The organism is Thauera aminoaromatica S2, assembly GCF_000310185.1.
Lineage (GTDB): Bacteria > Pseudomonadota > Gammaproteobacteria > Burkholderiales > Rhodocyclaceae > Thauera > Thauera aminoaromatica.
In genome coordinates this window covers 21,918-34,245 of the sequence record NZ_AMXD01000027.1, presented here as the reverse complement: position 1 = coordinate 34,245, position 12,328 = coordinate 21,918, and the positions used below count along the sequence as shown (strand labels likewise).

At 65.9% G+C, this 12,328-nt stretch carries 12 protein-coding genes; 2 read left to right on the top strand and 10 right to left on the bottom strand.

Annotated elements, in window-relative coordinates; translation table 11 throughout:
- The 9 genes from C665_RS06535 to C665_RS06495 all read right to left on the bottom strand — a co-directional run.
- Window positions 1-306, bottom strand: a 306-nt coding sequence (locus C665_RS06535; protein ID WP_004303367.1) for a biotin/lipoyl-containing protein, incomplete at its 3' end; no start/stop codon positions are given.
- A gap of 23 nt (window positions 307-329) precedes the next feature.
- Window positions 330-3,179 (bottom strand): 2-oxoglutarate dehydrogenase E1 component, encoded by a 2,850-nt coding sequence (locus tag C665_RS06530; protein WP_004303366.1) that lies wholly within the window; start codon window positions 3,177-3,179, stop codon window positions 330-332.
- A 154-nt stretch (window positions 3,180-3,333) separates the two neighbouring features.
- Entirely contained in the window at window positions 3,334-4,629 is a 1,296-nt protein-coding gene (gltA, locus tag C665_RS06525) for a citrate synthase (protein WP_004303363.1), read from the bottom strand.
- 64 nt (window positions 4,630-4,693) lie between these two features.
- The gene (locus C665_RS06520) at window positions 4,694-4,930 is read right to left on the bottom strand and encodes an FAD assembly factor SdhE (RefSeq protein ID WP_004303361.1); all 237 of its coding nucleotides are present in this window, start codon (window positions 4,928-4,930) and stop codon (window positions 4,694-4,696) included.
- A gap of 15 nt (window positions 4,931-4,945) precedes the next feature.
- Window positions 4,946-5,656, bottom strand: coding sequence for a succinate dehydrogenase iron-sulfur subunit (locus C665_RS06515; RefSeq protein ID WP_004303359.1), 711 nt, complete (start codon window positions 5,654-5,656; stop codon window positions 4,946-4,948).
- A 20-nt stretch (window positions 5,657-5,676) separates the two neighbouring features.
- Window positions 5,677-7,470 (bottom strand): succinate dehydrogenase flavoprotein subunit, encoded by a 1,794-nt coding sequence (gene sdhA / locus C665_RS06510; protein ID WP_012585557.1) that lies wholly within the window; start codon window positions 7,468-7,470, stop codon window positions 5,677-5,679.
- Window positions 7,471-7,472: 2 nt separating this feature from the next.
- Window positions 7,473-7,823 carry a succinate dehydrogenase, hydrophobic membrane anchor protein gene (gene sdhD / locus C665_RS06505; protein ID WP_004303354.1) on the bottom strand — a complete coding sequence of 117 codons (351 nt, stop codon included), beginning with the start codon at window positions 7,821-7,823 and terminating at the stop codon, window positions 7,473-7,475.
- Window positions 7,817-8,206: a succinate dehydrogenase, cytochrome b556 subunit gene (gene sdhC / locus C665_RS06500; RefSeq protein WP_012585559.1), complete on the bottom strand. Its 390-nt coding sequence runs from the start codon at window positions 8,204-8,206 to the stop codon at window positions 7,817-7,819. Before sdhC ends, sdhD begins: the two co-directional genes overlap by 7 nt.
- A 99-nt stretch (window positions 8,207-8,305) precedes the next feature.
- A complete protein-coding gene (locus C665_RS06495; protein WP_004303350.1) occupies window positions 8,306-9,034 on the bottom strand; it encodes a GntR family transcriptional regulator in 729 nt (242 codons plus the stop codon).
- A 243-nt stretch (window positions 9,035-9,277) separates the two neighbouring features.
- On the opposite strand from C665_RS06495, the gene C665_RS06490 reads away from it, so the two are divergent.
- Window positions 9,278-10,267: a malate dehydrogenase gene (locus tag C665_RS06490; protein ID WP_004303349.1), complete on the top strand. Its 990-nt coding sequence runs from the start codon at window positions 9,278-9,280 to the stop codon at window positions 10,265-10,267.
- A 146-nt stretch (window positions 10,268-10,413) separates the two neighbouring features.
- Window positions 10,414-11,412: an HpcH/HpaI aldolase/citrate lyase family protein gene (locus C665_RS06485; RefSeq protein ID WP_004303348.1), complete on the top strand. Its 999-nt coding sequence runs from the start codon at window positions 10,414-10,416 to the stop codon at window positions 11,410-11,412.
- On the opposite strand, the gene C665_RS06480 is transcribed toward C665_RS06485, so the two are convergent.
- Window positions 11,393-12,319, bottom strand: a complete 927-nt coding sequence (locus C665_RS06480) for a LysR substrate-binding domain-containing protein (protein ID WP_004303346.1) — start codon at window positions 12,317-12,319, stop codon at window positions 11,393-11,395. The genes C665_RS06485 and C665_RS06480 overlap by 20 nt on opposite strands.
- Window positions 12,320-12,328: the final 9 nt, after the last annotated feature.

The following is a 12,328-nucleotide window of genomic DNA, read 5'->3' as shown; positions in this document are numbered from 1 at the left end:
GGCGGCGGGTGCGGCGGCAGCCGGGGCTGCGGCCGGAGCCGCGGCGGCGGCGCCGGCGGCGGCCTTGGCTTCGGTGTCGATCTGGGCGATCAGCTCACCCGAGGTCACGGTGTCGCCACCCTGCTTGATGATCTTCACCAGCACACCGTCGGCCGGGGCCGGGGTCTCGAGCACGACCTTGTCGGTCTCGATGTCGATCAGGTTCTCGTCGCGCGCGACCGCGTCGCCTTCCTTCTTGTGCCAGGTGACCAGCGTGGCTTCGGAAACCGACTCGGACAGCTGCGGTACTTTGACTTCGATCAGCATGGATTTCTCTCCCTAGGTATTTTTCAGTGCGGGGACTGCGGCGTGGTGTCCTGGATCGGACCGAAGGCGTTTTCGAGGACCGCCTTTTGTTGCGCGTTGTGCTTGGCGTAGTAGCCGACCGCGGGCGAGGCGGCGGCCGGGCGGCTCACCAGCAGCAGACGGCGCTTGGTGCCGAGCACGTTGACCAGGTGCTGGCGCGAGGCGAGCCAGTACCACGCGCCCTGGTTGCGCGGCTCTTCCTGGGCCCAGACGATCTCCTTGGCGTTCGGGAACTGCTCGATCGCCTTGGCGAAGGCCTCGGTCGGGAACGGATAGAGCTGCTCGATGCGGACCAGCGCGGTGTCGGTGATCTTGTTCTCGCGGCGATGGGCGAGGAGCTCGTAATAGATCTTGCCCTGGCACAGAACCACGCGCTTGACCTTCTTGGCGTCGAGCTTCTCGACCTCGGGGATCACCGTCTGGAAGCTGCCGTTGGCCAGTTCCTCGATCGAGGAAATCGCCTCCTTGTGACGCAGCAGCGACTTCGGCGTGATGATGATCAGCGGCTTGCGCACCTTGCGGATCGCCTGGCGGCGCAGCAGGTGGAAGATCTGCGCCGGGGTGGTCGGCACGCAGATCTGCCAGTTGTGCTCGGCAGCGTTGTTCATGTAGCGCTCGAGACGGGCGGACGAGTGCTCGGGGCCCTGGCCCTCGTAGCCGTGCGGCAGCATCAGCGTGAGACCGCACAGGCGACCCCACTTGGCCTCGCCCGAGCTGATGAACTGGTCGAGCACCACCTGGGCGCCGTTGACGAAGTCGCCGAACTGGGCCTCCCAGATGACGAGCTCGTTGGGCTCGGTCGTGGCGTAGCCGTATTCGAAGGCGAGCACGCCTTCCTCCGACAGCACCGAGTCGTAGCTCTGGAAGCGGGCCTGGCCGTCCTGGATGTGGTCGAGCGGCTTGTAGATGCCCTCGTCCCAGCGCTCGCGCTTCTGGTCGTGCAGAACGGCGTGGCGGTGGAAGAAGGTGCCGCGGCCGACGTCCTCGCCGGAGAGGCGCACGCCGTAACCCTGCGCCAGCAGGCTGGCGTAGGCCAGGTTCTCGCCCATGCCCCAGTCGAAGGGCGCTTCGCCACGCCCCATCGCGGCGCGGTCGTCGATGATCTTCTTGACGCGCGAGTGCAGCGTGAAGTTCGCCGGGATGGTACTCAGGCGCTCGGACAGGCGCTTGATCTCCTGCACCGGCACCGTGGTGTCGCACTCGTCGGTGTAGGGCTGCTTGATGTAGGGCGTCCAGTCCGCGGCGAACTGGCGGTTGTGGCCGGAGAGCACCGGGTTGTAGAGCAGCTGGCCCTTGTCGAGATGCTCGCGGTACTCGGCGATCATCTGGTCGGGCTCCTCGGCCTTCAGGGTGCCCTCGGCGACCAGGCGCTCGGCGTAGAGCTTGCGGGTGCCGGGGTGCTTCTGGATGGTGCGGTACATCAACGGCTGCGTCACCATCGGCTCGTCCTGCTCGTTGTGGCCGAGCTTGCGGAAGCAGATGATGTCGACCACGACGTCCTTCTTGAACTCCTGGCGGAATTCGACCGCCAGCGCGGTGACCAGGGCCACGGCCTCGGGATCGTCGCCATTGACGTGGAAGATCGGCGCCTCGACCATCTTGAAGATGTCGGTGCAGTAAAGCGAGGAACGGTAGTCGCGCGGGTCGGACGTGGTGAAGCCGATCTGGTTGTTGACGACCAGGTGCACCGTGCCGCCCGTGCCGTAGCCGCGAGTCTGCGAGAAGTTGAGCATTTCCTGGTTAACGCCCTGGCCGGCCACGGCGGCGTCGCCGTGGATCAGCACCGGCAGCACCTGCTTCTTGTCGGCGTCGCCGCGACGGACCTGGCGGGCATACACCGAGCCCTCGACCACCGGGTTGATGATCTCGAGGTGCGAGGGGTTGAACGCGAGCGTCAGGTGCATCGGGCCGCCCGGGGTCATCACGTCGCTCGAGAAGCCCATGTGGTACTTCACGTCGCCGGCGGTGAGGTCGGCCGCGGCCTTGCCCTCGAACTCCGAGAACAGCATCGAGGGCGACTTGCCCAGGGTGTTGACGAGCACGTTGAGGCGGCCGCGGTGGGCCATGCCGATCACGCTTTCCTGCACACCCAGGCTGCCGGCGACGCGGATCAGTTCGTCCATCGCGACGATGGCCGACTCGCCGCCTTCGAGCGAGAAGCGCTTCTGGCCGACGTAGCGGGTGTGCAGATAGCGCTCCAGGGTCTCGGCCGCGGTGGTGCGCTCGAGGATGCGCTTCTTCATCTCCGCCGAGAACTTCGGCGTACCGCGCAGGCTCTCGAGGCGGCTTTGGATCCAGCGCTTCTGACCGATGTCGGTCATGTACATGTACTCGGCGCCGATCGAGCCGCAGTAGGTCTGGCGCAGCGCCTCGAGGATCTCGCGCAGGGTGGCGCGCTCGGTGCTGAAGCCGTGGAAGGAGCCGACGTTGAAGCTCTTGGAGAGATCGGCTTCGGTGAAGCCGTAATAGGACGGCTCGAGCTCGGCGATCTGCGGGCGCTCGGTGCGCTTGAGCGGATCGAGGTTGGCCCAGCGGTTGCCGAGGAAGCGGTAGGCGTTGATCAGTTGCAGCACGGAGACCTGCTGCTTGTCCTCGCCGGCGGTGACGATGGTGCGCACCGGGCCGCGCTTGGCCATCTGCTCGAAGGCGGCAATGACCGGACCATGCGGCACGTCGCGCGCGGCAGCGCCGACCTGAGCCTGCAGCTTGTCGAAATATTCGCGCCACTCGGCGGACACCGAGGCCGGATCGGCGAGGTAGTTTTCGTACTGCTCTTCGATGAACGGCGCGTTCGAGCCGAACAAGTGCGAAGTCTGTTCGAGTTGCTTCATCATGGGATAAGCACCTGTGGTGTTCTGTTGCCCTGTTTTCGGGTGCGGGAGTGCAGCCGACGCGTCGATGCCGATGGAAAAACGGGATGGCCGCGCACGCGCAACCACCCCGTCACCGTCAGTCGCGGCGGATCCTGCAACCCCTCTTCATCGTCTCTTACGGACGCTGCGCGAGCGCCGGCACGTCACGACGCGCGGTGCCGACGTAGAGCTGGCGCGGACGGCCGATCTTGTACTCCGGATCGGTGATCATCTCTTCCCACTGCGTGATCCAGCCCACGGTGCGGGCGAGCGCGAAGATGCAGGTAAACATCGAGGTCGGGATGCCGAGCGCCTTCTGCACGATGCCCGAGTAGAAGTCGACGTTCGGGTAGAGCTTCTTCTCCACGAAGTACGGGTCTTCCAGCGCGATCCTCTCGAGCTCCATCGCCAGCTTGAAGAGTCGGTCGTTCTCGAGGCCGAGTTCGGTCAGCACTTCGTTGCAGACCTTCTGCATCAGCTTCGCGCGCGGGTCGAAGTTCTTGTAGACACGGTGACCGAAGCCCATCAGCTTGAAGCTGTCGTTCTTGTCCTTGGCACGCGCGATGTACTCGCCCACGCGAGACACATCCCCGATCTCTTCCAGCATGTTCAGGCAGGCTTCGTTCGCGCCGCCGTGCGCCGGGCCCCACAGGCAGGCGATGCCCGCCGAGATGCAGGCGAAGGGGTTCGCACCCGAGGAGCCGGCGAGGCGGACGGTCGAGGTCGAGGCGTTCTGCTCGTGGTCCGCGTGCAGCGTGAAGATCACGTCGAGCGCACGCACCAGCACCGGGTTCGGCTCGTACTTCTCGCACGGGGTGCCGAACATCATGTGCATGAAGTTCGCGGTGTAGTCGAGGTCGTTGCGCGGGTACATGAAGGGCTCGCCCTTGTTGTACTTGTAGGCCATCGCGACGATCGTCGGCAGCTTGGCGATCAGGCGGTTGATCGACACGCTGCGGTGCTCGGCGTCGGAGAAGTCCATCGCGTCGTGGTAGAAGGCGGAAAGCGCGCCGACCACACCGACCATGACCGCCATCGGATGCGCATCGCGACGGAAGCCAGAGTAGAACTTCGTCATCTGGTCGTGCAGCATCGTGTGGTTCTTGATGGTGTTCTCGAACGTGGTCTTCTGCGAAGCGTTCGGGAGGTCACCGTTCTTCAGGAGGTAGGCGACCTCCAGGAAGTTGCACTTCTCGGCGAGTTGTTCGATCGGGTAGCCGCGGTACAGCAGCTCACCCTTGTCACCGTCGATGAAGGTGATCTTCGACTTGCAACTCGCAGTCGACAGGAAGCCGGAGTCGTAGGTGAAGAGGCCGGTCTTGCCGCCCAGGGTACGGATGTCGATGACGTCCTGGCCGTGGGTGCCGGTCATGACCGGGAATTCGACGGTCTTGCCATCGACGGTAAGGGTTGCAGTGCGTTCAGTGCTCATAGATCGTCCCTTCTACTTGCCGGTTTAACTGCCTTTGGTCTCTTGTAGGACCGATACTGCCGCGTCAGCCCTGACGCAGCAGTCCGATCATCTCCTTCCAGCGGTCGTTCTCGCATGCCTTGCTGCCATTGACCCACGCCCAGATGTCATAGTCGTCGCAGCGCAGCAGGTCGTCCAGATCCGCCAGCTGATCGTCGGTGAGACGATCGAAATGCCGCTCTAGAAAGCGCGTGAACACCAGGTCGAGCTCGAGCAGCGCCCTCCGGCACTGCCAGCGCACGCGCCCCCTGTTGATGGTCATCGACTGAGCCCGCCCTTAGATCGCACGGCGGACCATCATGTCCTTGATCTTGCCGATCGCGCGGGTCGGGTTGAGACCCTTCGGACAGACATCGACGCAGTTCATGATGGAGTGGCAGCGGAACAGGCGATACGGATCCTCGAGGTTGTCGAGGCGCGCACCGGTGTCCTGGTCGCGGGTGTCGGCGAGGAAGCGGTAGGCCGCAAGCAGGCCGGCGGGGCCGACGAACTTGTCGGGGTTCCACCAGAACGACGGGCAGGACGTGGAGCAGCACGCGCACAGGATGCACTCGTAGAGCCCGTTGAGCTCCTCGCGATCCTCCGGCGACTGCAGGCGCTCGCGCTCGGGAGGAGGATCGTTGTTCACCAGGTAGGGCTTGATCGAGTGGTACTGCTTGAAGAACTGGGTCATGTCCACGATCAGGTCGCGGATGACCGGCAGGCCAGGCAGCGGACGCAGCGTGATCGGCTGCTGCAGGCTGTCAACGTCGGTCAGGCAGGCCAGGCCGTTCTTGCCGTTGATGTTCATCGCGTCGGAACCGCACACGCCCTCGCGGCAGGAACGACGGAAGGACATCGAGTCATCCTTGGCGCGCAGGCGGACCAGCGCGTCGAGCAGCTTCTTGTCGGACGGCTCGAGCTCGACCGAGATGTCCTGCATGTAGGGCTTCTCGTCCTTGTCCGGATCGTAGCGGTAGATCTTGAAATGAACGGTACGCTTGCTCATGAATTTTTTCTCCCGGACGCTCAATAGGTACGCTTGGCGAGCGCGATCGGCTCGACGTCGTCGGACAGCGGCTTCAGGTTCACCGGCTTGTAATCGAGGCGATTGCCTTCCGAATACCAGAGGGTGTGCTTGAGCCAGTTGGCGTCGTCGCGGCCGTTGGGGTTCTCCGCCGTATCCGGCGCGTCGTCGCGCACGTGGGCGCCACGCGATTCCTTGCGGGCCTCGGCCGAGACCATGGTGGCGCGCGCGACCTCGATCAGGTTGTCGAGCTCGAGCGCTTCCATGCGGGCGACGTTCCAGACCTTGGACTTGTCTGCGATCTGGGTGCGCTTGGCACGCTCGGCGACCTCGCCGATCTTCTGCACGCCTTCCTTGAGCAGGTTGTCGAAGCGGAACACGCCGGCGTGCTTCTGCATCGTGCGACGCATCTCGAGGCCGACGTCGAACACGCTCTCGCCGTTGGTCTGGCCGTCGAGGCGGGCCAGGCGGGCGAGCGAGACGTCGGCAGCGTCGGCCGGCAGCGGCTTGAGCTTGAGCTGGCCGGACTGGAAGTCCTCGACCACGGTCTCGCCCGCCGACTTGCCGAACACCAGCAGGTCGAGCAGCGAGTTGGTGCCGAGGCGGTTGGCGCCGTGCACCGAGGCGCAGGCGCACTCGCCCGCGGCGTAGAAGCCGGCCACCGGGCTGTTCGGGTTGCCGTCCTTCGGCACCACGACCTGGCCCTTGTAGTTGGTCGGGATGCCGCCCATCTGGTAGTGGCAGGTCGGCACGACCGGGATCGGCGCCTTGATCGGGTCGACGCCAGCGAACTGGATCGCGATCTCGCGGATGCCGGGCAGGCGCTTCATGATAGTGTCGGGCGCAAGGTGCGTGATGTCGAGCAGCACGTGATCCTTGTCGGGACCGCAGCCACGACCTTCGTTGATCTCGGTGGTCATCGCGCGCGAAACCACGTCGCGCGAGGCGAGATCCTTGAGGTTGGGCGCGTAGCGCTCCATGAAGCGCTCGCCCTGGGCGTTGCGCAGGATGCCGCCCTCGCCGCGCACGCCTTCGGTGATGAGCACGCCCGCGCCGGCAACGCCGGTGGGGTGGAACTGCCAGAACTCCATGTCCTCGAGCGGGATGCCGGCACGCGCCGCCATGCCCACGCCGTCGCCGGTGTTGATGAAGGCGTTGGTCGAGGAATAGTAGATGCGGCCGGCACCGCCGGTGGCGAAGATGGTGGCCTTGGCGTGGAAGATCGAGACCTCGCCGGTCTCCATTTCCATCGCGGTGACGCCGAGCACGTCGCCATCGGCGTCGCGGATCAGGTCGAGCGCCATCCATTCGACGAAGAACTGGGTGTTGGCGCGCACGTTGCGCTGGTAGAGCGCGTGCAGCATGGCGTGGCCGGTACGGTCGGCCGCCGCGCAGGAGCGCATCACCGGCGCCTGGCCGTAGTTCATCGAGTGGCCGCCGAACGGACGCTGGTAGATCTTGCCGTTGTCGGTGCGGTCGAAGGGCATGCCGTAGTGCTCGAGCTCGATGACGACCTCGTTGGCCTTCTTGCACATGAACTCGATGGCATCCTGGTCGCCCAGCCAGTCCGACCCCTTGACGGTGTCGTACATGTGCCAGTGCCAGTTGTCCTCGGTCGAGTTGCCCAGCGAGGCGGCGACGCCGCCCTGCGCCGCAACGGTGTGCGAGCGGGTCGGGAACACCTTGGTCAGCACGGCGGTCTTGAGGCCGGCTTCGGAGAGTTGCAGGGCCGCGCGCAGGCCGGCACCGCCGGCGCCCACGATGACCGCATCAAAGGTACGCTTCGCGACGTTCACGCTTAAAGCCTCCACAGGATCTGGGCTGCCCAGCCGGCATAGCCGACGAGCACGAAAATGGTGACCAGGTGCAGCGCGAGGCGCACACCGTTCGGCTTGATGTAGTCCATCCAGAGATCGCGGATGCCGATCCAGGCGTGATAGAAGACCGACAGGAAGAACAGGAAGCTGAGGAACTTGAACAAGCCGTGCGAGAACAGGCCGGACCATTCCTGGTAGTTGAGCTCGCGCAGGCTGAACGCACAGAGCGCGAAGATGATGGTGTAGGCCGCCATGTAGACGGCGGTGGCGCGTTGCGCGATCCAGTCCTTCAGACCGTAGTGCGCGCCGACGACGGTACGCTGTTTCACCATAGGACCACCCCGATGATCAAGGTGAGCGTAAGGCTCACGATCAGAACGATTTTGGAGGACTTGCGTGCTTCCTCGAGCTCCAGACCCTTGTGCAGGTCGAGCAGCAGGAAGCGGATGCCGGCACAGAAGTGATGCAGGTAGGCCCACAGCAGACCGAACAGGACGAGCTTGATGAACCAGTTGTCGACCACCGCGGCGAAGGTCTCGAAGGTCTCCGGAGAGCCGAGGCTGCGATCGAGCAGGTACAACAGGAAAGGCAACATCAGGAAGATGCCGACGCCGCTGATGCGGTGAAGGATCGAGACGATGCCCGGCAACGGCAGCCGGATCTCGTTGAGGGCCAGGTACTTCGGCCTTGGTTTGCGCGCTGTTACTTCTGACATGAAGACTCCCCTCTGCATGTGCGACGACCCCCGTCGCGGACTCCGAAAAAAGACGGAAAATTATAGCGCCGGTCCCGGCCTGCAGCCCATGCGCGCCCCTCAATTCAGCTCATTCAGATAAAAATGTTCCGCCGTCGAATACAGCCCGCGACGCCACTCCACGGGCCGATCGCCATAGGTGTACGTGACACGCTCGACCGACAGCAGCGGCGTGCCTTCCTGGACGCCGAGCGCCTCGGCGGCGCCACGGTCGGCGGCGACCGCGCGGATGCGCTCCTGGGCGCGGATCATGCGCACGCCGAAGCGGGTCTCGAAGAGACTGTAGAGCGAACCGTTCCAGCCCTGCAGGGTCTCGGCGCTGAGTCCCTGGAACACCTCGCCGGGCAGATAGATCTCGTCGATGACGACGGGTCGGGCGGCAAACTTCAACAAGCGGCGGACGATGATGATCGGGGCGCCGGGCTCGATCGCGAGCATGCGCGAAGCCTCCTGCCCGGCCTTCGCACGCCAGCAATCCAGCGGTATGCTCTGCGGAGGCGAGAGGTCACCATCCACCGGCACGAGGCGGAGGAAACGGAAGAGCGCGCGCGGATCGTTGTGAGAGGCCACGAAGGTGCCCTTCCCCTGCTTGCGCACGAGCAGGTTGTCGGCTGCCATCTCGTCGATAGCCTTGCGCACGGTGCCCTGCGACACGTTGAAGCGCGCGGCGAGTTCCTGCTCGCTCGGAATGGCCTGGCCGGGACGCCATTCCCCAGCCTCAAGTGCCTGAAGGATCAGGGCCTTGATCTGGCGATAGAGCGGACTGAAGGTAGGCGACTCCTGCGACATGCGCGCATTGGAGCATAAATTTTCGCAAACGTCTATCTTTGGTCTTGTGTCTTATATAAGATATAAGATGGCATTTGACAGGCATTCAAGCCCGGTCTAGTATGCCGGCGCCCAGCTTGGTCCTCGCGCACGCGGGGGGGCGCCGCGCCAGCTCCCGCGACGATCCCGCCTGCGGGTGCCGCGACGGTGCCGGGCAGGTTTCCAGCACCTTAATACGACCGTCTCACTCGAGGGAGTAATCACATGAGCAAAGCCCCCATGCGCGTCGCTGTCACCGGCGCCGCCGGCCAGATCGGCTACAGCCTGCTGTTCCGCATCGCCAGCGGCGAAATGCTGGGCAAGGACCAGCCCGTCATCCTGCAGCTGCTCGACCTGCCCCAGGCCCAGAAGGCCGTCAAGGGCGTGATGATGGAGCTGGAAGACTGCGCCTTCCCGCTGCTCGCCGGCATGATCGCCACCGACGATCCCAACGTCGCATTCAAGGACGCCGACGTGTGCCTGCTGGTCGGCGCCCGTCCGCGCGGCCCCGGCATGGAGCGTGCCGACCTGCTGACCGCCAACGGCGCCATCTTCACCGTCCAGGGCAAGGCCATCGCCGAGAACGCCAAGGAAGACGTGCGTGTGCTGGTCGTGGGCAACCCCTGCAACACCAACGCCTACATTGCACGCGCCGCTGCCATCAAGGTCGGTCGCACCAACCCGAACAACTACCACGGCATGCTGCGCCTGGACCACAACCGCGCGCTGTCGCAGCTCGCCGCCAAGTCCGGCCGTGAAGTGTCCTCGCTCAAGAAGATGGTCGTGTGGGGCAACCACTCGCCGTCGATGTACGCCGACTACCGCTTCTGCGAGTCGAACGGCGACAGCGTCAAGGCGCTGATCAACGACCACGCCTGGAACAACGACGTGTTCCTGCCCACCGTCGGCAAGCGCGGCGCCGCCATCATCGAGGCCCGCGGCCTGTCGTCGGCTGCTTCGGCCGCCAACGCCGCCATCGACCACGTGCACGACTGGGTACTCGGCTCGAACGACTGGGTCACCATGGGCGTCCCGTCCGACGGCTCCTACGGCATCCCCGAGGGCGTCGTGTTCGGCTTCCCCTGCGAGTGCAAGGGCGGCCAGTTCAAGATCATCCAGGGTCTGGAGATCGACGAGTACTCCAAGGGGAAGATCGCCATCACCCTGAAGGAACTCGAGGACGAGCGCGCGGCCGTGGCCGACATGCTCAAGTAAGACGCGATTGCGGGCGGCCGCGTGCCGCCCTCGCGACAGGCCACGGGGTAGAATCCGTGGCCTTTTTCATTTCCGCGCCGCGCCGGAGCCCCGCGCACTGCCCGCCCTGCGGCCGCCGAACCGCCCCCCCAACCGAGGAGCCCGAAATGTCGCTTCACCCCGCCCAAGTCCTGTTCGCCGGCGAGAAGCCCTTCCCTGCCCTGCCCGCCGTCGACCATTACGCCGGCGCCGAGAAGCTCATGATGAAGGCGCTCAAGCTGCAGCAGGAGCTCGGCCCGGTGTTCGACCTCACCTGCGACTGCGAGGACGGCGCCCAGGCTGGCGCCGAGGCCGAGCATGCGCAGATGGTGGTCGAGGTGGTCAATGGCGCGGAGAACCACTTCGGCCGCGTGGGTGCCCGCATCCACGACGTCACCCATCCGCACTGGCAGCGTGACCTCGAGATCCTCGTCGGCGGCGCCGGCCGGAGGCTGGCCTTCGTGACGATCCCCAAGGTGCGCTCGGCCGCGGATGCCGCGGAACAGATCCGCGGGCTGCGCCGCGTCGAGGCCGCCTGCGGCCTCGAGCGCGCCCTGCCCGTACACGTGCTCATCGAGACCCACGGCGCGCTGCGCGAGGCCTGGGAGATCGCCGCGCTCGACGGCGTGGAGTCGATCGACTTCGGCCTCATGGACTTCGTCTCCGGCCACCACGGCGCCATTCCCGGCAACGCCATGAAGAGCCCCGGCCAGTTCGAGCACCCGCTGGTGGTGCGCGCCAAGGCCGACATCGCCGCCGCCGCGCTCGCCAACGGCGTGGTGCCCTCGCACAACGTCACCACCGAGTTGCAGGACGTCGCCGTGATCCGCAACGACGCCGAGCGCGCCCGGCGCGAGTTCGGCTTCCTGCGCATGTGGAGCATCCACCCCAACCAGATCCTGCCGATCATCGCGGCGATGCAGCCCGACTTCTCCGAGGTCGAGGAAGCCGCGGCGATCCTGTGCGCCGCGCAGGACAATGCCTGGGGCCCGATCCGCCACCAGGGGCGCCTGCACGACCGCGCGTCCTACCGCTACTACTGGGAGCTGCTGCAGCGCGCGCGCAACACCGGCATGGAGTTGCCCGGCGAGACCCGCCAGCGCTTCTTCACTGGCGCGGGACACTGAGCGCGAGAGGCGGCTCGCCCGCGCGCAGGCTCTCCAGCACCTCCAGGAAGCCGCCAAGCGTGGGCACCGGCTCGCCCTCCCGGATCGCCAGCGCAAGACGGAACTGCGCCTCCGGCTCGGCCAGCGCCAGGTAGCGCACGCGCGCGATCCGCACCGACTCGAGCGGCGCCGGCAACACCGCCACGCCCAGCCCGGCGGCCACCAGGCCGATCTGGGTCGTGGCCTCGCGCGCGGTCTGCACGATGCGCGGTTCGAATCCCGCCTGCCGGCACAGCGCACGCAGCACGCCGGGCAAGTCTGTGCCGACGTCGGCCGGGAAGCTGATGAAGTCCTCTCCGGCGAGTTCGGCAAGGTGCACTTGCGCAGCGCCCGCCAGCCGGTGGGCGGCATTCACGACCAGGCGCAGCGGATTGCGCGCGACCTCGCGCAGCACGATCCCCGCCGGCGGCGTCCCTGCCTGCAGGCGCACGAAGCCGACGTCAAGCTCTCCGCTTACCAGGGCCTGGAACTGCTCCGGCGTGAACATCTCCCGCAACTGCAGGCGCACCTGCGGGAAGCGCCGGCGGTAGGCGTTGAGTGCATCGGGGAGGAGGTCCGTGAAGGGCAGCGAGGAGGTGAAGCCGACGCGCAGCTCGCCCAGCTCCCCGCGCGCGGCACGGCGGGCTTCGGCCACGGCCTCTTCCACCCCGTCGAGGATGCGGCGCGCGTGCAGCAGGAAGCGCTCCCCTGCAGTGCTCAGCGCAACCCTGCGCGGGCCGCGCTCGAACAGGCGCACGCCGATCTCCTCTTCCAGGTCGCGGATCTGCATCGACAGCGGCGGCTGACCGATGTGCAGGCGTGTCGCGGCGCGGGTGAAGTTGAGTTCCTCGGCGACGGCGATGAAATAGCGCAGGTGGCGCAGCTCCATCATTCATTT

Excerpts from the sequence above, each read along its gene's own strand:
- C665_RS06530 (WP_004303366.1), bottom strand. The coding sequence starts at position 3,179 with ATGATGAAGCAACTCGAACAGACTTCGCACTTGTTCGGCTCGAACGCG.
- gltA (WP_004303363.1), bottom strand. The coding sequence starts at position 4,629 with ATGAGCACTGAACGCACTGCAACCCTTACCGTCGATGGCAAGACCGTC.
- C665_RS06520 (WP_004303361.1), bottom strand. The coding sequence starts at position 4,930 with ATGACCATCAACAGGGGGCGCGTGCGCTGGCAGTGCCGGAGGGCGCTG.
- C665_RS06515 (WP_004303359.1), bottom strand. The coding sequence starts at position 5,656 with ATGAGCAAGCGTACCGTTCATTTCAAGATCTACCGCTACGATCCGGAC.
- sdhD (WP_004303354.1), bottom strand. The coding sequence starts at position 7,823 with ATGGTGAAACAGCGTACCGTCGTCGGCGCGCACTACGGTCTGAAGGAC.
- sdhC (WP_012585559.1), bottom strand. The coding sequence starts at position 8,206 with ATGTCAGAAGTAACAGCGCGCAAACCAAGGCCGAAGTACCTGGCCCTC.
- C665_RS06495 (WP_004303350.1), bottom strand. The coding sequence starts at position 9,034 with ATGTCGCAGGAGTCGCCTACCTTCAGTCCGCTCTATCGCCAGATCAAG.
- C665_RS06490 (WP_004303349.1), top strand. The coding sequence starts at position 9,278 with ATGAGCAAAGCCCCCATGCGCGTCGCTGTCACCGGCGCCGCCGGCCAG.
- C665_RS06485 (WP_004303348.1), top strand. The coding sequence starts at position 10,414 with ATGTCGCTTCACCCCGCCCAAGTCCTGTTCGCCGGCGAGAAGCCCTTC.
- C665_RS06480 (WP_004303346.1), bottom strand. The coding sequence starts at position 12,319 with ATGGAGCTGCGCCACCTGCGCTATTTCATCGCCGTCGCCGAGGAACTC.